The 21,060-nt window shown below is 62.9% G+C and carries 19 protein-coding genes and 1 tRNA gene; 12 read left to right on the top strand and 8 right to left on the bottom strand.

The features are described from left to right. Positions 1 to 16 precede the first annotated feature (16 nt). The 4 genes from sbcB to minC form a co-directional block, all read right to left on the bottom strand. Positions 17 to 1,483, bottom strand: coding sequence for an exodeoxyribonuclease I (sbcB, locus tag C8D72_RS11685; protein WP_170140585.1), 1,467 nt, complete (start codon positions 1,481 to 1,483; stop codon positions 17 to 19). Positions 1,484 to 1,565: 82 nt separating this feature from the next. Further along, the gene (gene minE / locus C8D72_RS11680) at positions 1,566 to 1,820 is read right to left on the bottom strand and encodes a cell division topological specificity factor MinE (RefSeq protein ID WP_115854620.1); all 255 of its coding nucleotides are present in this window, start codon (positions 1,818 to 1,820) and stop codon (positions 1,566 to 1,568) included. After that, complete coding sequence (minD, locus tag C8D72_RS11675) at positions 1,817 to 2,635, bottom strand: septum site-determining protein MinD (protein ID WP_115854619.1); 819 nt, start codon at positions 2,633 to 2,635, stop codon at positions 1,817 to 1,819. The genes minE and minD overlap by 4 nt, the downstream gene beginning before the upstream one ends. A gap of 42 nt (positions 2,636 to 2,677) precedes the next feature. Then, positions 2,678 to 3,403, bottom strand: coding sequence for a septum site-determining protein MinC (gene minC / locus C8D72_RS11670; protein ID WP_115854618.1), 726 nt, complete (start codon positions 3,401 to 3,403; stop codon positions 2,678 to 2,680). Between the two features lie 227 nt (positions 3,404 to 3,630). Between minC and C8D72_RS11665 the strand changes: the two genes are divergently transcribed. Together C8D72_RS11665 and C8D72_RS11660 are read left to right on the top strand one after the other, a co-directional pair. Further along, positions 3,631 to 6,402 (top strand): DUF349 domain-containing protein, encoded by a 2,772-nt coding sequence (locus C8D72_RS11665; RefSeq protein WP_115854617.1) that lies wholly within the window; start codon positions 3,631 to 3,633, stop codon positions 6,400 to 6,402. A 38-nt stretch (positions 6,403 to 6,440) separates the two neighbouring features. Beyond that, a tRNA-Met gene (locus tag C8D72_RS11660) sits at positions 6,441 to 6,517 on the top strand. 336 nt (positions 6,518 to 6,853) lie between these two features. Here the strand turns inward: C8D72_RS11660 and C8D72_RS11655 are convergent. Continuing rightward, positions 6,854 to 7,630 (bottom strand): DUF3750 domain-containing protein, encoded by a 777-nt coding sequence (locus C8D72_RS11655; RefSeq protein WP_115854616.1) that lies wholly within the window; start codon positions 7,628 to 7,630, stop codon positions 6,854 to 6,856. Between the two features lie 170 nt (positions 7,631 to 7,800). Here C8D72_RS11655 and C8D72_RS11650 point away from each other — a divergent pair, with 170 nt between their 5' ends. Then, entirely contained in the window at positions 7,801 to 8,736 is a 936-nt protein-coding gene (locus C8D72_RS11650; protein WP_115854615.1) for a tetratricopeptide repeat protein, read from the top strand. 55 nt (positions 8,737 to 8,791) lie between these two features. On the opposite strand, the gene C8D72_RS11645 is transcribed toward C8D72_RS11650, so the two are convergent. Next, positions 8,792 to 9,967, bottom strand: a complete 1,176-nt coding sequence (locus tag C8D72_RS11645) for a MalY/PatB family protein (protein WP_115854614.1) — start codon at positions 9,965 to 9,967, stop codon at positions 8,792 to 8,794. Between the two features lie 122 nt (positions 9,968 to 10,089). Between C8D72_RS11645 and C8D72_RS11640 the strand changes: the two genes are divergently transcribed. Continuing rightward, entirely contained in the window at positions 10,090 to 10,527 is a 438-nt protein-coding gene (locus C8D72_RS11640) for a hypothetical protein (protein ID WP_115854613.1), read from the top strand. Positions 10,528 to 10,542: 15 nt separating this feature from the next. Here the strand turns inward: C8D72_RS11640 and C8D72_RS11635 are convergent, their stop codons facing one another. After that, entirely contained in the window at positions 10,543 to 10,878 is a 336-nt protein-coding gene (locus C8D72_RS11635; protein WP_115854612.1) for a hypothetical protein, read from the bottom strand. Positions 10,879 to 11,068: 190 nt separating this feature from the next. On the opposite strand from C8D72_RS11635, the gene C8D72_RS11630 reads away from it, so the two are divergent. The 3 genes from C8D72_RS11630 to C8D72_RS11620 are packed head-to-tail and all read left to right on the top strand — an operon-like array spanning position 11,069 to position 13,200. Further along, the gene (locus C8D72_RS11630; protein WP_115854611.1) at positions 11,069 to 11,593 is read left to right on the top strand and encodes a DUF501 domain-containing protein; all 525 of its coding nucleotides are present in this window, start codon (positions 11,069 to 11,071) and stop codon (positions 11,591 to 11,593) included. Positions 11,594 to 11,640: 47 nt separating this feature from the next. Continuing rightward, entirely contained in the window at positions 11,641 to 12,204 is a 564-nt protein-coding gene (locus C8D72_RS11625) for an LOG family protein (RefSeq protein ID WP_115854610.1), read from the top strand. A gap of 27 nt (positions 12,205 to 12,231) precedes the next feature. Then, a complete protein-coding gene (locus C8D72_RS11620) occupies positions 12,232 to 13,200 on the top strand; it encodes an NAD(P)H-quinone oxidoreductase (RefSeq protein WP_115854609.1) in 969 nt (322 codons plus the stop codon). A gap of 98 nt (positions 13,201 to 13,298) precedes the next feature. On the opposite strand, the gene C8D72_RS11615 is transcribed toward C8D72_RS11620, so the two are convergent. Next, positions 13,299 to 13,820, bottom strand: a complete 522-nt coding sequence (locus C8D72_RS11615; protein ID WP_115854608.1) for a tetratricopeptide repeat protein — start codon at positions 13,818 to 13,820, stop codon at positions 13,299 to 13,301. A 291-nt stretch (positions 13,821 to 14,111) separates the two neighbouring features. Between C8D72_RS11615 and C8D72_RS11610 the strand changes: the two genes are divergently transcribed. The 5 genes from C8D72_RS11610 (at position 14,112) to C8D72_RS11590 (ending at position 20,722) form a co-directional block, all read left to right on the top strand. Then, positions 14,112 to 15,149, top strand: a complete 1,038-nt coding sequence (locus C8D72_RS11610; RefSeq protein ID WP_115854607.1) for an NADP(H)-dependent aldo-keto reductase — start codon at positions 14,112 to 14,114, stop codon at positions 15,147 to 15,149. Positions 15,150 to 15,270: 121 nt separating this feature from the next. Continuing rightward, entirely contained in the window at positions 15,271 to 16,047 is a 777-nt protein-coding gene (yaaA, locus tag C8D72_RS11605) for a peroxide stress protein YaaA (RefSeq protein WP_115854606.1), read from the top strand. Between the two features lie 57 nt (positions 16,048 to 16,104). After that, complete coding sequence (locus tag C8D72_RS11600; protein WP_170140584.1) at positions 16,105 to 16,947, top strand: Tim44 domain-containing protein; 843 nt, start codon at positions 16,105 to 16,107, stop codon at positions 16,945 to 16,947. A 531-nt stretch (positions 16,948 to 17,478) separates the two neighbouring features. Then, positions 17,479 to 19,335 (top strand): sensor histidine kinase, encoded by a 1,857-nt coding sequence (locus tag C8D72_RS11595; protein WP_342768070.1) that lies wholly within the window; start codon positions 17,479 to 17,481, stop codon positions 19,333 to 19,335. Further along, positions 19,328 to 20,722 carry a sigma-54-dependent transcriptional regulator gene (locus tag C8D72_RS11590; RefSeq protein WP_115854603.1) on the top strand — a complete coding sequence of 465 codons (1,395 nt, stop codon included), beginning with the start codon at positions 19,328 to 19,330 and terminating at the stop codon, positions 20,720 to 20,722. Before C8D72_RS11595 ends, C8D72_RS11590 begins: the two co-directional genes overlap by 8 nt. The last annotated feature ends 338 nt before the right edge of the window (positions 20,723 to 21,060 follow it).

Genomic DNA, 21,060 nt, shown 5'->3' with positions numbered 1-21,060 from the left:
ATACGGCGTCGCAGGCCTATTCAAAGGCCTGCGGCGGCATCATCGCCTCAACGTGCATCACCAGCTCCTCGATGCACTGACGCTCGCTGTCGCTCATGTGAGCGAGCTCGCCGTTGAGCCGCTCGATTTCACGGGCAAAGCCGGCCAGCGTCATCGCGGTCACCTTCGGATCGTTCAGGCGCTCCCAGCGATCGCTTTCCCAGCGCGTCTGCTCTTCCGAGGTCAGCACTTCGGGATAGTTACGCGCCTTGTAACGAAAGAACATCTCCTCCAGCCGGGCATCCTGAAACGAGGGGCGCAGCGCCTCGAGCGCCTCGACCGGCGTTTCCCGTATACGCGTCATTTCCCGCTTGTCGCTGTTGGAGAAAAAGCCGCCCGAATAGAGCATCAGATCGGGATCGGCCGGCGGTTCCGGCGGTGCACCGCTGAACGCCTGCGCCACGCGGGTGGCGATATCGGCACTGCCGGCAAGCTGCTGCCAGTGCCGCTCGGCGGCCTCACGGTCGATACCGAGACGTTCGGCCACGGTGTCGTCCACGGCCTTGATCGGCATCAGCACCGGGCTGCGGTTGAGATGAATCACCTTGAGCGGAATGCGCGACGTGCCCTCCGCCAGCTCATCGGCGCTGGCAAAGACACGCTCGGCAATGGCCTCGGGACTGAGCTCGAAAAGCGGCGCCGGGTCCATGGCCAGATCCACCACAATCACCCCGTTGGGATTGGTCGGGTGCATGGCCAGCGGGGCAATCAGGGCGCTGCAGCCGCGACTGGCCGGATAGCGCCGCGAGATATGCAGCATGGGCTTTCGGGTATTAATATCCAGAAGCGAGGCCACCCGACGCTTGTCGCGCAGCCCCAGCAGATAGTCAAAGAGCTTTTCATTGCGCGCGCGCAAAAGTTTTGCAAGCTCGATGGTCGCCCGCACGTCGGCCAGCGCATCGTGAGCGTCGCCGTGCTCGATACCGTTGGCAACGCTGAGCTTGTCCAGCTTGAAGCTGGGGCTGCCGTCCTCGCGCCGGGGCCACTCGATGCCTTCCGGGCGCAGCGCATAGAAGGCGCGCACGGCATCGATCAGATCCCAGCGCGAATTGCCGTTTTGCCACTCGCGCGCGTAGGGGTCGATGAAGTTGCGATAGAAGAGATGTCGCGTCACCTCATCATCAAAGCGCAGCGAGTTATACCCCAGCGTGCAGGTATTGCCCTGCTGCATCATCTCCAGAATGCGCCCGGCAAATTCGGTTTCCGGCACGCCACGGCGCGAGGCCTGCTGGGGCGTGATCCCGGTCAGCAGGCACGCCACCGGCTGAGGCAGATAGTCATCGCTCTGCCGGCAGTAGATGACTTCGGGCTCGCCGATCTCATTGAACTGCGCATCGGTTCGAATGGCGGCAAACTGGGAGGGACGATCGCGGCGCGGGTCGGCGCCGAAGGTCTCGTAGTCGTGAAAGAGAAAGCTGACCGACAAGGCAGTGGCTCCAGACAAGGATCACGGGGCAGGCAGGTATCAATGATAACGCCTCTGGCGACGACCGGAGCCATCGGCAGAGGCGCTCAAGAGCGGCGGTTCAATCGCGGTTGGGCAGGGTCACGTTGAGCTCCAGTACCGAACAGTCATCCTCGCTGTCCAGGCTGATATTGATGGCATCCTGCTCGACTTCGACATAGCGACGGATGACCTCCAGCAGCTCACGCTCCAGCATGGGCATGTAATCGGGCTGACCCCGCTGACCGCGCTGATGTGCCACGATAATCTGCAGTCGCTCCTTGGCGACCGAGGCAGACTTCTTGCGCTCACGCTTTAGAAACTCCAGTAATTTCACCGACGCCCCCCGCCGAAGATCCGACTCAGAAAACTTTTCTTTTGTAGCTGGTGGAAGCGTAGCGGCTTTTCATCTCCCAAAAGCCTGGCCACGGTATCACTATAGGCCTGACCGGCGTCGCTGTCCTGGTCATGCGTCACCGGCACCCCGGAGTTGGACGCGCGCAGCACGGCCTCGGATTCCGGAATCAGACCGATCAGCTTGATTGCCAGGATTTCCTGAATGTCTTCCAGATTCAGCATGTCACCGCTGTCGACCCGATTGGGGTCATAGCGGGTAATCAAAAGCCGCTCGATCACCGGATCCTGCGCCTGCTCGGCGCGCCGCGTCTTGGATGCCAGAAGCCCCAGGATGCGGTCGGAGTCACGCACCGAGGAGACTTCCGGGTTGGTGACCACAATCGCCTCGTCGGCAAAATACATCGCCAGCTGGGCGCCGCGCTCGATACCGGCGGGCGAATCGCAGACGATATAGTCGAAATCCTCCGACAGCTTTTCAAGTACCTGCTCGACGCCCTCGAGCGTCAGGGCGTCCTTGTCGCGGGTCTGTGAGGCCGGCAGGATATAGAGATTGTCGGAGCGCTTGTCACGGATCATGGCCTGATTAAGACCCGCTTCGCCCTGAATGACGTTGACCAGGTCGTAGACCACACGACGCTCGCAGCCCATGATCAGATCGAGATTTCGAAGGCCCACATCAAAATCGATAACGACGGTCTTGTTGCCTCTCAAGGCCAGACCGGTAGCGATGGCTGCCGCGCTGGTGGTCTTGCCGACCCCGCCCTTTCCTGATGTAACGACGATGATCCTGGCCAAAATGCGCTTCCTGTAACTGTTGCGTTGTAAGGGGCTTCGTGGTCAGACGAGTGCTTCTATGGATAACTGATCGTCTCTCAGTCTGACCTGAACTGTCGTATCGAGCAGCGACGGGTCGATATCCTCAAGGCGCTTATAGTTGCCGGCCACTGACAAAAGCTCGGCATGCAGCTCGTGACAGAAGATACCGCAGTCACGATCACCGTGGATGCCTGCCAGCGCGCGACCGCGCAGCGGTCCGTACACGTGGATGCTGCCGGCGGCCAGCACCTCGGCACCGGCGTTGACGGCACCCACGACGACCAGGTCACCCTCGGCGGCGCTGATCTGCTGGCCCGAGCGTACCGTACCACGAAAAATACGACCGCCATGGCCGACGTCCTGCGCCACGGAAGATGGCGAAGGTGGCGGCGTCACCGACGCCAGCGTACGCGACTCCCGCGACTCCTGAGGTGGAAACCAGCCCAGTCCAAGCGCCCATGCCGACTGTTTGATACCCTCGCTTCCACCCCTGACCGCAACCGGCAGCAGCTTGTGCGAACGACATACGGCGCAAAGACGCTCCAGCGCCAGTGAGGTATCATCGAGTTTTTCAACACTCAATACCACTGGCGTATGCTGAAAAAAGGCCGGTGACTGACTAAGCTTGCCTGCCAGTTGCGCACTGATACGTTCGGGGTCAGAGCTTGCAAGCTCCATGACCGTCATGGGCAGCATGCCGCCCTTGAACGTAAAGGCAGTGGCCGTCTGATCCACCTTGAGACTCATGCCCGGTTTCCTGTCGGATAATGAATGAACGCCCTGAGCGATGATAGTGTTTCCGGACCACGATCATACGGTGTGTGCCGGCGTCTGTCAGGTGTCGCCAGTTGCCGACGCCCCTGAAAGGGAACTCTGCCACACGCCCCCGGGCCTGTTATCATCCTCTGACATCAAATACGCCCGTATCGCCCGGTATTCAGCCACCGCCAGTTGCCTGGAAAGACATCGATCTCATGCCCGGATTTCTACAACGTCTGTTTGCGCCACGCTGGCGTCACAACGATCCCCGTATCCGTCAGGAAGCCATTGCCGGCCTGACCGTCGAGCGCGATCGCGAAAAACTCGAGACCCTGCTTCATGACGACAATGCCGAAGTACGTCATGCCGCCCTCGCCCGTCTGGCCACGCCGGAACGCTACCAGACACTGCTGACTACCGTTGAGGCGGGGTCGCCCCTGCATCGCACGTTACTTGACACGCTCACCGGCAGGGAACGCACCCTCCTGTCGCTGGCGCAGCGTCAGCAGGTCGTAAAGACGCTCGATGCCCCTGCCCTGCTGACGCACATGGCCACGCATGCCGATAACCAGCAGCTCAGGCTGGCCGCTCTTGAGCGTATCGAGGATGAGGGCGCCCTGATCGAACAGGCCTGCCAGAATTCGATCGCCAGCGTGCGTCAGGCCGCAGCCGGGCGCGTCGACAGCGACGAGGGGCTCGAGCGTCTTGCGCGTGAGGCCCGTCGTGACAAACAGATCATGCGCGGTGCCCGCGACAGGCTCAATCAGCGCCGTGACCAGCGCCGCGAACAGGATGCCCGCCAACAGCGTCGTGATGACCTGATCCAGGCCATGACACGTCTGTCAGATCAGCAGTGGGAGCCCATGCTGCCGGCGCGCTACCGTCACCTGGTGCGCGAATGGCGATCGCTGGCAGACGATGCCGATGACTCACAGCGTCAGAAGTTCCACCAGGTCGAACAGGCCACACACACGCGGGTGATTGAGCATGACAACGCCCAGCGTGAAGAGCAGGCGCGCGAACAGGCCATGGACATGGCCCGCCGCGACAGCCAGCGGATTATCGATTCGCTGAAGCAGGCCCTGAAGGACCTTGAGCATCGCGCCACGCTGGACGCTCAGGACGTGGCCCAGCTGCAGGCCCATTTCAGGCTGCAGGCCGAACAGTGGCGTGACCTCACCGACCGCATCGCCCCGAGTCAGGAAGATCAGCACTATTTTGAAGCGCTGCTGCAAAGGGCGAGCGAACTGACCTCAGCCTGGCAGCGCTTTGAAGAACACCAGCAGGCGTTGAGCAGTGCCATCGACAGCCGCGATTTCCAGACCCTTGAGCAGTTGAAGCGCACCATTGCCTGGCCGGAGGGGCTGCCCTGCCCGACCCTGCTCACGCACCTGCCCGAGCCCGTATCGCCTGCGGACAGCAGCCCATCGTCGCGCAACACGCTTGACCCGGATCAGTTCCAGCAATCCCTTGATCAGCTGGAAAACCAGCTTGATCGCGGCGAGCTCCAGGAAGCCACGCGGCTGCTGGACAGCCTGATGCAGCGCCGCCACCGCCTGCCGGTCGACAAGCGTGACAGCCTGCAGACCCGGCTCAATCAGCTCGGCCAGCGCACCCATGAGCTGCGCGACTGGCGCAACTTTGCCGCCGCGCCCAAGCGCGAGCAGCTGATCGAAGGAATGGAAGGACTTGCCGCTGCGGACATGGATGAGCCCGCCCGTGACCAGCAGCATCGCCGCCTGGTGCGCGACTGGAAGGCGCTGGGGGATGCCGCGGCCTCGCGCGAACGTTCCACACGCTTTCGTCAGGCCTCCGATCAGGTCCGCGAACAGCTGGCCGGCTTTTATCAGCGCCGCGACCAGCAGCGCGAACAGAACATGGCCGAACGGGAAAGACTCTGCGAACAGCTGGAAACGCTGGTCAACCATACGGCGGCCACCTCCGATCCCGACAGCCTGCGTACCATTCGCGATCGCGCCCGCGAGGCATGGCGTCAGTGGTCGCCCGTACCGCGCGACCGGGAAGGTGAACTGCGCCAGCGTTTCACGAAATCACTGCGGGCCCTGCAGACCCTGATCGATCAGCAGGCACGTGCCGTGGCCCAGGCCAAGCAGGAACTGGTCGACGAGATTCGCGAGCTGGAAGGCGCCGATATCGATGACGAGCGCCGGGCCGACAGGGCCAAGGCGCTGCAGACCCGCTGGCGTGAACTCGGTCGCGCTCCGAGAGGCGAAGAGCAGGCCCTGTGGCGCGCCTTTCGCCAGCACTGCGACACCATCTTCGAGCGCCGCAATGCCCAGCGCAATCAGCAGCGTCAACAGCGCGACAGCCGCCTTGATCAGATGCAGGCCCTGATCGATCGCCTTGACGGGTGGATACCTGAAAGTGCTGCCGAGCAGGTAACCCTCGATGAGGCCGAAAAGGAAGCCGACGCGCTGATGCCGCTGCCCAACGGGCCTCGCACCGCCGGCATGCTCAAGCGCTGGGAAGGCATCCTTCGCGATCGCCGGGAGCGGCTTGATCGCCTGGCACTGGGCACGCTGGCCGAGCGCTGGCAGCAGTGGCAGCCGCTGCTCGAGGCGCATGTGGCCGCCGACAGCCGGGCGCTGGCCGGCGAGCCCGCCGACAGCGTTGACACGCCACTTCCCCTCTCCTCGCAGGCGCTGGAGGCGCATCGCTTGCGCAACGAGCGTCGCGCAAGCGGTGAGCAGGCCAAGGCACGCGAGTGGCTTGAGCACCTTCGCGTGCATCTGTCCGTGCTGGTGGATGCCCCGCTGGGCAGCGAGGACTCCTCACGGCGGCTGGATGTCCAGGTGGCCCGACTCAATGATGCCATGGGCAACATGCCCGGCCCCATGGAAGAGCTCGAACAGCTGCAGAATCGGCTGCTGGCCAGCGGCCCGATCGATGCAGATGACTGGCAGCATATCGCCCCTCGCCTCGAGTCACTCATGGCAATGTTGCAGGAAGTTGACACCAACGATTGACACCGCAACAAAATCGCGTAAGATGCACAGCACGTCGATGCGGGGTGGAGCAGCCTGGTAGCTCGTCGGGCTCATAACCCGAAGGTCGTCGGTTCAAATCCGGCCCCCGCTACCATCGACAAACAGTTTATTAAGCCGACCTTCGGGTCGGCTTTTTTACGTCTGGTGTTTGAGGAACGCCCTATCCTCACTGTCCGAACGCAACGGTCGTCGGTTCCCTGTTGATTTCAACACCGGCGGCCCCCGCTACCAGCGACCAACCGTTGATCAAGCCGACCTCCGGGTCGGCTTTTTGACGTCTGTCGCTCGGGAGCGCATCAAACGCCGCTGATGGCCCGAGTCATCGGTTCCCTGCTGGTTTCAACATCGGTGCCTCGACGACTCCATGACCGGCTCCTAGGCCGGCGTTTGAATGCCCTGCCCGGTGTCCGGCTACGGCTTGCGTCGTGCATCATTCGTACTGCGACTGATACAGCGGTGCCGGCGCGATGCGGCCGATGCCGGGCAGCTTGATGGCCAGGTCCAGCGGATCGACTCCAAACACCAGCCCCAGCAGATTGAACTCGAGCCCCTCGTCACGCGCCACCATGATCCCGAGCAGTCCATACAGGGAGAGCTGATAGCCCGTGCCGCTGGGCGTCGGGCCGAAAAAATGTCCCAGCGCTCGCGTGTCATCGATCAGATAATCCTTGCCCAGTGCCAGCGAAGGCATCTCCACATCCAGCTCGGGCACCTGACGAATCAGCCAGGCAATAAACGTGTTGCTGTTGGGGCCGGGAAAGACGCGATAGCGCTGCGACCAGGGATAGTCATCGACGGCCTGTTCAATACCGGCGATGGCGCGCGCGGCCTGCTCGCCGCGCAGATCCGCCAGCAGATGCGGGCGCTGCCCGAACCATTCCCGATCGGGGGCGCCGTAGCGCGTACGAACGGTGGGCTGGCGCCAGCCCTGCACCTCATGGGTGGTATAGCCACGCTCGCCTTCCGGCTTGACGGCAATCCAGGTGTGCATGGCAAAGGCGCCGCGCCAGTTGTAGGCACGCGCCCCGTAAAGCTGGACCACGGCGCCCTCAAACGCCTCGGCCCGGGGCGCCAGGCCGGCGGATTCTCGTCCGGCATTGGCCCAGCCGGTGCGCGTATCGATTCCGCCCAGCCACCACACGATCGCAGGCCCCGCCAGTAGCAGCGCCACAAGCGCCACTACCCCGGCCAGCCATTTGACCAGCATCACGACGCGCTCCCTTCCAGAATCCCGATATTGTTCATTGCCACCTCCCAGCCTTCATGTCGTGTTTCGCTACCCTGTTTGGCAGGGCGGCTTGAATTCGCCCCCGGCCAGCGCCATAAACCCCTATATTCGAACGTATCGTGAATCCCCCTTAGCGAGAGTTTGCCATCATGCAGATCGTTGATCCCAAAACCGGTGAACCCATGGGCGCGCCGTCATCACAGCCCGGTCAGAGCGCCGGCGGCGATGTCGATGCCTCGCAGTTCATCCTTGACGTGGACATGTCCAACTTCCAGCAGGTAGTGCTGGAAGGCTCCATGCATATTCCGGTGATGCTGCAGAGCTGGTCGCCGCAAAGTGAGTCCTGCAAGACCCTGATGTCGACGCTGGAAAAGCTGGCCCATGAGTATCAGGGCACCTTTATCCTGGCAAAGCTCAACATCGATGAGCAGCAGCAGATTGCCGCTCAGCTGGGCATCCGCTCGGTGCCCGACGTCAAGCTGATCATTCAGGGCCAGCTCCATGATCAGCTCCATGAGGCACTGCCGGAACGCCAGCTTCGCGAATGGCTCGGCAAGCACATCACCGCCCCCGAAGGCGGCAGCCAGAGCCTCGAGGAACAGGCTCAGCAGGCGCTGGAGGCCGGCGATACCGCCACGGCCCGCGGCCTGTATGAGCAGCTGATCAGCGAAAACCCCAACGATCATGACTATCGCATCGACATGGCCGGCGTCATGACCCGCGAAGGCCACTTTGATGACGCGCTGAGCATCATCGACGCCCTGCCGCCGGAATACCGTGACGGCGTGAAGGCGCGCGGCGTGCGTGCCCGTGTTGATTTCGCCCGTGAGGCGCTGTCGCCGGAAGAGATCGAGGCGATGTCAGACCGCGATGACAGCGACGCGCAGTTTCAGCGTGCCCTGCGTGCCGTGGCCGACGGTGACTATGAGCGTGGTCTCGAGAGTCTGCTTGAGCTGATGAAGCGCGATCGCAGCTACGGTGAAGACGCCGCGCGCAAGACGCTGCTGCGTGTGTTCGATGCCCTGGGGGGTGATCATCCGCTGACGGTCACCTACCGTCGCCGCATGTTCACCCTGCTGTACTGATCATCAGCCGCCTCATCAAACGCTCGGCCTCCAGAGAGGCCGGGCGTTTTTACTTCTACTGTCCGCCGCCGTTACCCAAAAGCGCATCCATTCGCGTCAGGGCGTCTTCCAGCAGGGCACGTCCGGTGCCGAAATTGAGTCGGGCAAAGCCGGGCCAGCCAAAATCGGCGCCGTTATTAAGCGCCACCCGCGCACGCTTGAGCACTTCCTTCTGGGGCGCCTCGCCCAGGCCTGCCTCACGCAGGTCCAGCCACGCCAGAAAGGTCGCCTGAGGCACACTCATCTTCACGCCCGGCCAGCGCTCAACAAAGGATTCAATCAGCGCCAGATTGTCACGAAGCTGTGCCAGCAGCGCCTGACGCCATGGTTCGCCATCCGCGAAGGCGGCCCTGGCCGCCGTCTCGCCCATGATGTTTTCCGAGGGCATCAGCCCCAGGCAGCCCCGCTTGAACCGCGCGCGCAGATCATCATCACTGATCACGGCGCAGGCGCTGGTCAGCCCGGCCACGTTGAAGGTCTTGGACGCCGCCCACAGTGTGATGGTGCGCGCGGCCAGGCGCGGCTCGGCATGCGCCAGCGGTCGATGCGCACTGCCATCGAGAATCAGATCGCAGTGAAGCTCATCGGAGCAGACGATCAGATCATGGCGTTCGATGAAATCGGCCAGTCGGGACAGCTCTTCCTCATCAAAGACGCGCCCGGTCGGGTTGTGCGGATGACACCAAAGCAGCAGCCGGGTGCGGGGCGTGACGGCCGCTTCCATGGCGTCGAAATCCAGCCGCCACAGCGGGTCCTCGGAGGTTGGCGCGCGCATGGTTGCCGTCTGGGCAGTGCGCCCGGTGTTGTCCGCCACCTTCAGGAAGGGCGGATAAATGGGCGTGACGGTCAGCACCCCATCGCCGGGCTCGGTCAGCGCCAGACTGGCCACGTGCAGGGCCGGTACCACACCGGGCAGCCAGTGCTGCCAGTCGGCCTCGATCTCCCAGCCGTAACGCGCCAGGCTCCACTGACACAGCGCCTGTTTCAGGCCACGATCGGCGTGGGTATAGCCAAAGACCGGATGCGCCAGTCGCTCGGCAAGCGCATTTTGAATGGCCGGTGCCACGGCGAAATCCATGTCGGCCACCCACAGCGGCAGCACGTCCTCATCGTAGAGCTGCCATTTGGTGGTAGGGTACACACGCCGATCCAGCGGTGTCGTAAAATCAAAGGCGGCACTGTCGTGCGACATGCAGACTCCCCGAAATGCAGGTTCGGTCAGACCATGACCGAAGCGTGATTGAACACATGATGTCGTAATAAAAGCGGCATCGTTATCCTTGTCCGAGCTGACCCTATCCAGGTAGACACGTCATGACCGATAGCGACTTTTATACCAGCGCCATGGCCGGCCTGCCTTCCCTGATCGAACGCTGGCTCGAAATCGGCGATACCACGCCCGAGAAACTGGGCATCATTCTGGCCGATACGGCCCGGATCGCCAGTCTGGGTGACCCGGAACGCGACCCGGACGGCGACACGCTCAGACGCTGGGCCGCCCCGGACTCGAGTACGGATCGCCCGCCGGGCTGGGCGGCTCGCAGCGCGCTGTTTCTGCTGTCCCAGATGCCGGCCCACCCGATGCCACAGACGCCGTCGCAGTGTGACGGCTGGGCGTGGGCATGGGTACGCCTGCGCCGCTGGGAGAGCCTTGATCAGGCCCGCAGCGCCCTGCCGCACTGGCTTGCCCCGGCACTCGATGAGCGCCTTCCCAGAGCCTGGCAGGATCACAGCGCCCAGCGTCTTCTCTGACGCGCCGACCCGGATTCAGCGCTGGCGCTTGATCGGCGATTTGGGTTTGAAGCCGGCCGGCCGACTGGAAAGCCAGCGGGCGAACTCGGCAATCTCCGGCTGCGCCAGCAGCGCATCGCGCGTGTGGTAATGCTCGGCCATCTCGCGCTCGCTGAGCACACGATGAATATGACTGTGACAGGGCCGGCAGATCATCAGAATATCGCCTTTCATCTCTTCGCGGCTGAAACGTTTGCGAACCCGCTTGCGACCGTGCAGGGCACGCGGAATCAGATGGTGACGCGTCAGCGGCACGCCCTGACGAGCGCAGAGGGCGCAGCAGGCGGTTGCAGTGGTATCGCCTTGTGACATGGCGTCTCCGAAACGGGTAACAGGGACAAGGTCGCGACCGGACTGCCGGTCAGTATAAGATGGCCGCTCACGCCTTGCCGGTGACCAGGGGCATGTCTATGATGCATACCCGTTTTTACACGGACCGTGTCCTCTCCTTTTCCTTTCAGGATCGTGTGCCCTGCGCCCACGTCGAACCGCCTATCCGATCATGATCATTCGTACCGACCACGCCCCCAGCGACGCCCAGCTCGATATCATTACACAGCAGCTGGGCCGCGCACCGCGCGGTCTTCAGGCCGTCAGCGCCGAAGACAGCCGCGGCACGCCACTCGCCCTGCGTGTGGCCCCGCTGGTGGAAGGCAAGCCCTTTCCGACGCTCTACTGGCTCTGCAGTCGCGAGCTGACCGTGGCGCTGTCACATCTTGAAGCCGATGGCGTGATCAAGCGTCTCGAAGCCCACCTTCAGGACAACGAGGCGCTGCGCGAGGCCTACCGTCAAAGCCACGAGGCCTACGTGCAAAAGCGCTGGTCGTGGATCAGCGAGCACGAGCGCGCCGAGATCGAGCGGCTGGGCTTTACAAAAGCCCTGACCGAGCGCGGCGTGGGCGGCATTACCAACTGGCAGCAGGTGCGCTGCCTGCATACGCAGTACGCTCATCATGTCAGCGATCATAACGCCATCGGCGCCTGGATTGATGAGCACTACCCGCAAGTGGCCTCAAGCGTTGGCTGAGCGCCGGATCGCATCACCCCTCTGATCCACCAGCAGCAGGAATCGTCATGAACAGCCATACCCGGCCCCTTGAGGGCCGCAGCGTCTGTGTTTACATGGGCTCGCGCAGCGGCCGTGCCCCTCACTGGCAGCAGCTGGCCGAAGCCGTCGGCGAGGGCATTGCCCGGCGCGGCGGGCGCCTGGTCTACGGCGGCGGCAATACCGGTCTCATGGGGGCCTGTGCCAGCGCGGCCCTGGCCGCCGGCGGTGAGGTCATTGGTGTGATACCGGGTCATCTGGTCGAACGTGAGGTGGCGCATACGGGCCTGACAGAGCTGATCACGGTGCCGGACATGCATACCCGCAAGGCGCAGATGGCCGCCGCCAGTGACGCCTTTGTCACGCTGCCCGGCGGCATCGGTACCTTTGAAGAGTTCTTCGAGACCTGGACCTGGCGCTATCTGGATCTGCACCGCAAGCCCATTGGCCTGCTCAATCACGAACACTTCTTTGATCCCCTGCTACAGTTTCTGGATAACACGGTCGAGGCGGGCTTTCTCAACGCCGAGACGTGCGCCACGCTGATCAGTGCCGACACGCCGGATGATCTGCTGGATGCCCTTTTCGACTAAACCGCAACCTTTCGGGAGCAGCAACGTATGTATGCCATCGCCGTCAAGGATTCCCACCTTCAGTGGTGTGAGCACAAGGATCTGCCCTCTCCCGGCGGCAGCGAAATTCTGATCGATGTGGCCTGGGCGGGCATGAACCGCGCGGATGTCCTCCAGCGTGACGGGGGCTACCCACCGCCCAAAGGGGCCTCCGAAATTCTCGGTCTGGAAGTCAGTGGTGTGGTGGCAAGCGTGGGGCCGTCCGTCGAGCGCTTTCGCGTGGGCGATCAGGTCTGCGCGCTGCTCGCCGGCGGCGGCTATGCCGAACAGGTCGTTGTCAACGAAGCGCAGGTCCTGCGCATCCCCGAGGGCATGACGCTGCGCGACGCCGCCGCCCTGCCCGAGGTGTTCGCCACCGCCTGGCTCAATCTCTACATGGAAGCGGATCTGCGCGAAGGCGAACGGGTGCTGCTGCACGCCGGGGCCAGCGGTGTCGGTACGGCCGCCATTCAGCTGTGCCACGCCTTCAACAACCCCTGCTTTGTCACCGTGGGCAGCCAGGAAAAAATCGAGGCCTGCAAGGCGCTGGGTGCCCAGGCCGGCTGGAACCGCCACGACGGCAGCTTTGTCGAGGCCGTACAGAACTGGGGCGGGGTCGATGTCGTGCTGGACCCGGTGGCCGGTGAGTACATCGAATGGAACCAGCAGGTGCTCAACCTCGACGGGCGCATCATCCTGATCGGCTTCATGGGCGGTCGTGAAACCAATGTAGATCTGGCGCGCATGCTGATGAAACGTCAGCGCCTGATCGGCTCGACCCTGCGTTCACGCTCGCCGGCCGGCAAGGGCAGCGTCATGGACGCCCTGCATGCTCACGTCTGGCCGCTGCTGGAAGATGGTCGCATCAAGCCGCTGATCGATCGCACCTTCTCCATTCAGGAAGCTGACAACGCCATGCGCTTTCTGGAAGAGAACACCAGTACCGGCAAGGTGTTGATGGGCGTCTCCGGCGCCTGACCCGGCGGCCTGAACGTCAATCAGCCTGCGGCCACGAAAAAGCCCGAATCCACTGGATTCGGGCTTTTTCAATGTCTCGACCGGTGCAAGCACTGGCCTTACTGGAGCGCCGGCGCACTCCCGGGCATTGAGGTCATCTGCCGAGCGGCAATGGCGGTATCGTCATCTGCCAGCTGCCAGTGTCGTGAACGCTCAGGGTCCACCGGCAGGCCCAGCTCGCCGTGATCGAAGGCGCGAGCCAGTCGCTGGGCGGCACCGTCATGACCGGCTTCGGCCGCGCGAGCATACCAGGTCACCGCGCGGTCTTCCCGACGGGCAAACTGGGTGCAACCGTGTTCGTACATGTGTGCCACCTGATACTGCGCCTCGGGGTGGCCGGCCTCGGCCGCCTTGACGACACAGCGTACGCCCCGGGCCTTGTCACGCGCCGTGTGGCCACGACGAAACAGCATGACACCATAGGTGGACAGCGCATCAACGTGCCCGGCATTGGCACAGCGCCGAAACAGGTGCATGGTCAGGCGACGCTTGTGGGCGGAGCCTTCCAGCCATGGGGCCTGCATCAGACGCGATGCCAGACGATATTCAAACCGGGTGAATACTTGAGCAGACCGCAGCATAACAACCAACCTTGTAAGTTCCAGCATTCGATACATGCCCTGTCTGCACGTAGCGTGGCAGGGATCAGGCATTGATGCGAACCACTGTTGCCGTGAAGGTGACTCATCACCTGCAGAGTAAAAAACCAGAAGGGGCAGCCCCGTCATCACCGCGGCGAGGGTTGGCTCCCCCGCGTGGCGAGGCCGGCAATATACGCCTGTGCAGGAAGTGACTCAAGCCCCGTGTTTGCCCGCGCATCACCGCCCGTCTAACATGGGCATTCACCTGCTTTACAAGGCTCTGGAAACCCCATGGAAAGACGTCCTCTCGGTGACAGTGGCATAACGGTCAGCCGGCTTTGTCTTGGCACCATGACCTTTGGCGAACAAAACAGTGAAAGTCAGGCGCACGAGCAGCTCGATCGCGCCCTGGCCGCCGGTATCGACTTCATCGACACCGCTGAAATGTACCCGGTACCGCCGAACGGCGAGACACAGGGTCGTACCGAAGCCTATATTGGCAGCTGGCTGAAGGCTCGCGGCCGCCGCGACGACATCGTGCTGGCCAGCAAGGTAGCCGGTGCCGGCCGCGGCATGGAGTATCTGCGCGGCGGACCGAAGCTTTCGCGTCAGCAGATCCATCAGGCCCTCGATGACAGCCTCAAGCGTTTGAACACCGACTATCTCGATCTCTATCAGCTGCACTGGCCGGACCGCCCCGCCAACTATTTCGGCAAGCTGGACTACCAGCATGAAGAGGCCCCGGACGCTACGCCGCTGGAGGAGACCCTGTCGGCGCTCAAGGAAGCCGTGGATGCCGGCAAGATTCGCAGCATCGGCCTGTCCAACGAAACGCCCTGGGGCACGATGACCTGTCTGCGCCTGGCCGAGACCATGAACCTGCCGCGCGTGGTATCGGTTCAGAACCCCTATAACCTGCTCAACCGCAGCTATGAAGTCGGCATGGCCGAGATCAGCCATCGCGAGAGTGTGGGGCTTCTGGCCTATTCGCCGCTCGCCTTCGGGGTACTGACCGGCAAGTACCTGGGCGGGGTCAAACCGGATGGGGCGCGCCTTACCCTGTTTGAACGCTTTCAGCGCTACAATTCGACGCTGGCCGAAGAAGCCACCTGGGCCTATGTCGATATCGCCCGGCGCTTTGATCTCAATCCGGCCCAGATGGCGCTGGCCTGGGTCAACACCCGGCCCTTTGTGACCAGCAATATCATCGGCGCCACGACGCTTGAGCAGCTCGATCACAACATCGCAAGCGAGCCGCTGACGCTTTCCGATGAGGTTATTGAAGCCATTGAAGGCGTCCATAAGCGCCTGCCCAACCCCTGCCCCTGACCCATCTCCTTTCCGGGGCCCGGACACCATACGTCCTCCCTCTGGCCTGGCACTGGCTTAATGCAGTCTGATGCCGGGGCCGGAGGGGTTATAATCGTGACAACATGAGCGGAGAATCTGCATGCTGAGCGTGCTGTCCCCAGCCAAGACGCTGGATTTTGAAACGCCTTCCTCAACAACGATGGCCACGCAGCCGGATTATCTGGACCAGAGCCGTCAACTGATCGATATTCTGCGCGACTATTCACCGCAGGCCCTGTCACAGCTGATGGGGATCAGTGACAAGCTTGCAGGTCTCAACGTGGCGCGTTTCGAGCAGTGGCAGACACCGTTTGATACAAGTAACGCCAAACAGGCGATACTGGCCTTTCAGGGCGACGTCTACACCGGGCTTGAAGCGGCGCATTGGCAGGAAAATGACCTTGAGTGGGCGCAGTCGCATCTTCGCATCCTGTCGGGACTTTACGGCATGCTCCGCCCGCTGGATCTGATGCAGCCCTATCGCCTCGAGATGGGCACGAAGCTTGAAAACCCGGCCGGGCGTGATCTTTATGCCTTCTGGCGAGAGCGTCTGACACGCGATCTGGATCAGGCGGTGAAAGAAAGCAGCGGTGACCCGGTGCTGATCAATCTGGCCTCCAACGAATACTTCGGCGCCATTGACCGCAAGCATCTCGATTGCGATGTCATCACCCCGGTCTTCAAGGATGCCAAAAACGGGCAGTACAAGGTCATCAGCTTTTATGCCAAAAAGGCGCGCGGCATGATGAGCGCCTGGATGGTGCAGCAAAGACTCGAGAAACGTGACGATCTAAAGGCCTTCGACATGGGCGGCTATCGCTTTAATGCCGACCTGTCGGATCACAACAGCTGGGTATTTACCCGCGACGCGCAGTAATCGCAACGATGGTCAATTGACCACCACTCAATGATGCATTTATCGGGAGGATCTCTCATGCGTCATCTACTGATCACCCTGCTCATCGGTCTGATGAGCTTTGGCCTGGCCGTCGAGCATGCCGACGCCAAGCGCTTCGGCGGCGGCAAGAGCTTTGGCAGCTACTCCCGTTCGTCAAGCCCGAGCAGCAGCCAGGCCAGCACACCGCCGCGTCAGGCCCAGCAGGGCACACGCGCCGCCGGTGGTGGCATGTCCCGCTTCATGGGCCCGCTGGCCGGCATCATGGCAGGCGGTCTGTTGGCGTCGTTGTTCTTTGGCGGCGCTTTCGACGGCATCCGCTTCATGGATATCCTGCTGATCGCGCTGCTGGGCTTTGTGGCCTGGAAGGTGCTGGCGGCGCGGCGTCGAGCGACCAACACCGGCGCCCACGACGAGCAGCCTCAGCACCAGCAGCGTCAGGCGCATGACATTGGCGGCACGTCCAGTGGGACTGCCGGTGGTGCCATGGGTGGTGCGGCCATGGCCGGCAGCGAGCCCGACTGGTTCAACCGCGAGCAGTTTTTGTCCGGTGCCAAGGAGCACTTCATGAACCTGCAGCGCGCCTGGGACAACAACGACTTCGAGAAAATTCAGGAGTTTGTCACACCCGAGCTCTATAACCTGCTACGCAAGGAGCGCGCCGAGCAAAGCGCCAACAACCAGACCGAGGTCGTGCGGTTGTTTGCCGAGCTGGGTGATGTGCGCGAACACGGCAAGCAGGCCGAAGCCACGGTGCTGTTTCACGGCATCATGAAAGAGGACGGTCAGGACAACGAGTTCAACGAGACCTGGCATCTGGTTCGTGAAGTGCGCGACCAGTCCCCCTGGTACATTCAGGGCATCGAACAAAACAACGTCTGATCCCGATCGCCTCTCAAGACAATGCCCCGCTCATGCGGGGCATTTTTTTGTCCGACCGAGGGCGTCGCCGACGCAGGCCTTGAAAAGCGATCAGGTTTCCACCGCACGAACGATGTACTCGACGAGAGTTGTTATCAGGCGCCTCGATCGTTGCGGCTGTACCGGGGACGCGAACCGGCGCTCTGGGCGCACTTTCCTGAAAAAATTATCGCATCCGCGCTGCCCATTTTTTCACCCCTGCCTGATCAAGGAGACGACGATAACCAATGACGCCGGAGCGGATGGATGGAACAAGGCGTTTCAGGCACATCCTGGTGTGTGGCACGCCAGCGCCCTTTCAAGGGCGCCCGCCGGCATCGACCATTCGATACTGTGCGGCCTGTCGCGATCCACGTAGCATGATGTTTCGACTCGACTCACCCAAGGGGAGAGTATGCGCCACCCAGGAGGCACCGACCCGGTCGTGGCCGGCACAGCGCTTGTCAGCCGGCGATGAGGGATACGCCGCAACGACGCATCGGACGCCGGCGCATGCTGGTAGTGCTGGCGGTCAGCATCGCGCTGCTGCTGGTTATGTGGCAGGGCGCGCGGCTGGCCCGCGAGTGGGCGCTGGCGGAGCTTCATCACACCGCCGGTAACGCCCTGCAGCTGTCACGCGCCAACCTCACCGGCTATCTTACCCGCCACGACTACCTGCCCCACCTGCTGGCCACCCGCGAGAGCGTGCGGCGCTTTCTTGCCCAGCCACATGACATCCGCGATGTTCCGGCGCTCAATCGGCTGCTGAATCGCTCACGGGCCTACGCGGACGTCTCGGATATCTATCTGCTCGACCGCGGCGGCACCACCATTGCTGCCAGCAACTGGCAGCGCGCCGACAGTTTCATGGGCCAGAACTATGCCTTTCGGGGCTATTATCGTCAGGCCATCAGCGGCCACGGCGGTCGTTTCCACGCCCTCGGCACCCAGTCGGGAAAACGGGGTTACTATTTTTCGGCGCCGGTGTGGGCCAATGGCAGAACATCGGAGACGCCACCTGATGGGGTAATGGTGGTCAAGGTGGGACTCGAGGGGATCGAGCGCGAGTGGCAAAGTCTCGACGCCACCCTGCTGGTCACCGACGCCAACGGTATCATCTTCATGGCCAGCAATCCCGACCTGCGCCTGACCGCACTAAAGCCTCTTTCAGAGGGCGTGCGCCGCGGGCTGCTGGCGACCCGGCGCTATACCGATGACCCGCTGCCCGAGGCAGGATTTGACGTGCTTGAGACGCTGCCCGGCGGCGCCCGACTGATGCGTCTTGACGGTCGTGACTATCTGAACCTTTCACAGCCGCTGGCACGCTTCAACTGGCGCCTGAATATTCTGCAGCCTCTGGCGCCAGTAACGCAGGCGCAGTGGCTGGGGGCGCTGGGCGCCGGCGGTAGCTGGATGCTGCTCGCACTGGGAGGCGCCATTGGCTGGCAGCGCCGTCGGCTGCGTCGTGAACGCGAGCGCTTCGCCGAACGCGAACGTCACACCCTGGCACACGCCCGCGATGAGCTGGAACGCCATGTCGAGGCGCGTACACGGGAACTGATGGGGTCCAATCGACAGCTGTCGCAGGAGATCGAGGAGCGCAAGCGCGCCGAGGAGAGCCTGCGCCAGACCCGTGACGAGCTGGTGCAGGCCGCGCGACTGGCGGTACTGGGGCAGCTGGCCGCCAGCATTAACCACGAACTCAACCAGCCGCTCGGTGCCATTCGCGCCTATGCCGACAACGCCCGCATCCTGCTGGAACGCGGTCGTCCCGAGGCCGCCGCCGACAACCTGGTGCAGATCAGTGAACTGGTCGAACGCATGGCCGCCATCAGCGCTCAGCTGCGTCAGTTCTCGCGCAAGGGTGATGACACCCTGACCGACGTCTCGGCTCAGGCGTGCTTCGACTACGCGCTACGCCTGTTTCGCGCTCGCCTGGAGGCGGCCGATATCCGGGTAAGGCTGCAGATGAGTGAGGCGACCTGCTGGGTGCGTGCCGACTCGGTACGGCTGGAGCAGGTGCTGGTCAACCTGATCGGCAATGCCCAGCAGGCGATGTGCGACAGTGCCGAGCGACAGCTGATACTGAGTGCCGAACACCGCGATGAATGGGTTATCCTGAGCGTGGCCGACAGCGGCCCGGGACTCAGCGCCGAGGCACTCGATCACCTCTTCGAGCCCTTCTATACCACGCGTGCCGCCGGCAAGGGGCTGGGGCTGGGCCTGTCGATTTCGCAGCGCATCATCAGTGACCTCGGTGGTCGCCTCGAAGCCCGTAACCGCCCCGAAGGCGGGGCACTGTTCATTATCCATCTACCTGCCGTCGCGACACCACGCGCCCTGCCCCCGGAGACGCCTGCTAATGCCTGAACGCCCGGCCACCCCGGTGATTATCGTCGACGACGAACACCATATGCGCTTCACCACCGGACAGACGCTGGAGCTGGCCGGCTATCAGCCACTGCCGGTCGCCAGTGCCGACAAGGCACTGGAAGCGCTGGAGCAGGATTTTCCCGGTGTGCTGATCAGCGATATTCGCATGCCGGGCATGGACGGCATGGCGCTGCTGCGCGAAGTGCACGCCCGCGACCCGGAGCTGCCGGTGATTCTGATTACCGGTCACGGCGACGTCTCCACCGCGGTGACCGCCATGCGCGACGGTGCCTGGGACTTCGTCGAGAAACCCTTCGCCGGCGATGAACTGGTGGAAGTGGTGCGCCGCGCCGCCGAAACCCGCCGGCTGGCACTGGAGAACCGCCACCTGCGCGCCGAGCTGGAGGCGCAGCAGTCGGCGCCGGGGCCTCGGCTGGTAGGCCGCACTGCGGCGATCGCCCAGCTGGCCACCATGGTGTCGCGCATCAGCCAGGTAGAGGCCGATGTGTTGCTGTTCGGTGAAACCGGCGTTGGCAAGGATCTGGTAGCCCGCGCCATTCACGAGCGCAGCCGCCGAAGCGGCGCCCCTTTCGTGGCGATCAACTGTGGCGCAGTACCGGAGAGCATCATCGAATCAGAGCTGTTCGGCCACGAGAAGGGCGCTTTTACCGGCGCCGTGGAACGACGTATCGGCAAGTTCGAGTACGGCCAGGGAGGCACCATCTTTCTCGACGAGATTGAATCGATGCCCCTGCCCCTGCAGGTACGGCTTCTGCGGGTGCTGCAGGAGCGCGCCATCGAACGGCTCGGTTCCAACAGTACCATCGAGCTGGATATCCGTGTGATTGCGGCCACCAAGGTGGATCTGAAAGCGGCTGCCGAGGCGGGACGCTTTCGCGAGGACCTCTACTATCGTCTCAACGTGGTGACCCTGCCGATTCCACCGCTACGCGAGCGACGCGAGGATATCCCACTGCTGTTTCAGCACTTCGCGGTGGTCGCAGCGACCCGCAGCGGCCTCGAGGCGCCGCCGCTTGATGGCGCCGGGATGTCGGTACTGCTGTCGCACGACTGGCCCGGCAACGTGCGCGAGCTGCGCAACCTCGCCGAGCGCTATGTCCTGATCGGCAGCGCCCACGATTATCATTTGGACGCCCTGCTGGGCGATGGCGAGGGCGATAGCGGCGCACTGTCACTGGCCCGGCAGGTAGAAATGTTTGAAAGGAGCCTGATCGACCAGGCGCTGGCCCGCTGTCGCGGCCGCATCAGTGAGGCCTGTGAATACCTCGCGGTGCCGCGCAAGACCCTCTATGACAAGCTGAAAAGGCATGGCCTGCGCGCCGAGGCGTATCGCCACGAGGGTGACGACCGTGACGGCGGCTGAGCACAGCCCTTGACAGGGCAAAAGTTATCCCGATCGGTGCTTTGGCATCGTGTTCGCTCTTATACTCTAGCCTCGGCCATCGCCAATTCGGCGGCGATGGCGGCACCCTCTCCTTCCTGACAACGCCCCTGTGCGGATTTCCGCACAGCCTTCATGTGCAAGAATGCGGATATCCGCCACTTCGGCCTCGCGCCACGCCCGACCAAAGTTGCATCAATAAAACCCAAGACACTGAAATTATTATCAAAGAAGGCGCATGGCGCACCGTTTGCCCCTCTCATGACGTGACGCGCACCGACACCGCGCTCGGTGTCATTTCAAAAAAAGTCCGATCATAG

Origin of the sequence: Kushneria indalinina DSM 14324 (assembly GCF_003385845.1) — a bacterium.
Lineage (GTDB): Bacteria > Pseudomonadota > Gammaproteobacteria > Pseudomonadales > Halomonadaceae > Kushneria > Kushneria indalinina.
Note: the sequence above shows the minus strand (reverse complement) of the source record. Positions and strands in the feature narration are given on the sequence as shown.

Coding starts and splice junctions, on each gene's coding strand:
- minC (WP_115854618.1), bottom strand. CDS start 3,403: ATGAGTCTCAAGGTGGATCAGACGGCCACTGCCTTTACGTTCAAGGGC.
- C8D72_RS11665 (WP_115854617.1), top strand. CDS start 3,631: ATGCCCGGATTTCTACAACGTCTGTTTGCGCCACGCTGGCGTCACAAC.
- C8D72_RS11655 (WP_115854616.1), bottom strand. CDS start 7,630: ATGCTGGTCAAATGGCTGGCCGGGGTAGTGGCGCTTGTGGCGCTGCTA.
- C8D72_RS11650 (WP_115854615.1), top strand. CDS start 7,801: ATGCAGATCGTTGATCCCAAAACCGGTGAACCCATGGGCGCGCCGTCA.
- C8D72_RS11645 (WP_115854614.1), bottom strand. CDS start 9,967: ATGTCGCACGACAGTGCCGCCTTTGATTTTACGACACCGCTGGATCGG.
- C8D72_RS11640 (WP_115854613.1), top strand. CDS start 10,090: ATGACCGATAGCGACTTTTATACCAGCGCCATGGCCGGCCTGCCTTCC.
- C8D72_RS11635 (WP_115854612.1), bottom strand. CDS start 10,878: ATGTCACAAGGCGATACCACTGCAACCGCCTGCTGCGCCCTCTGCGCT.
- C8D72_RS11630 (WP_115854611.1), top strand. CDS start 11,069: ATGATCATTCGTACCGACCACGCCCCCAGCGACGCCCAGCTCGATATC.
- C8D72_RS11625 (WP_115854610.1), top strand. CDS start 11,641: ATGAACAGCCATACCCGGCCCCTTGAGGGCCGCAGCGTCTGTGTTTAC.
- C8D72_RS11620 (WP_115854609.1), top strand. CDS start 12,232: ATGTATGCCATCGCCGTCAAGGATTCCCACCTTCAGTGGTGTGAGCAC.
- C8D72_RS11615 (WP_115854608.1), bottom strand. CDS start 13,820: ATGCTGCGGTCTGCTCAAGTATTCACCCGGTTTGAATATCGTCTGGCA.
- C8D72_RS11610 (WP_115854607.1), top strand. CDS start 14,112: ATGGAAAGACGTCCTCTCGGTGACAGTGGCATAACGGTCAGCCGGCTT.
- yaaA (WP_115854606.1), top strand. CDS start 15,271: ATGCTGAGCGTGCTGTCCCCAGCCAAGACGCTGGATTTTGAAACGCCT.
- C8D72_RS11600 (WP_170140584.1), top strand. CDS start 16,105: ATGCGTCATCTACTGATCACCCTGCTCATCGGTCTGATGAGCTTTGGC.
- C8D72_RS11595 (WP_342768070.1), top strand. CDS start 17,479: ATGCTGGTAGTGCTGGCGGTCAGCATCGCGCTGCTGCTGGTTATGTGG.
- C8D72_RS11590 (WP_115854603.1), top strand. CDS start 19,328: ATGCCTGAACGCCCGGCCACCCCGGTGATTATCGTCGACGACGAACAC.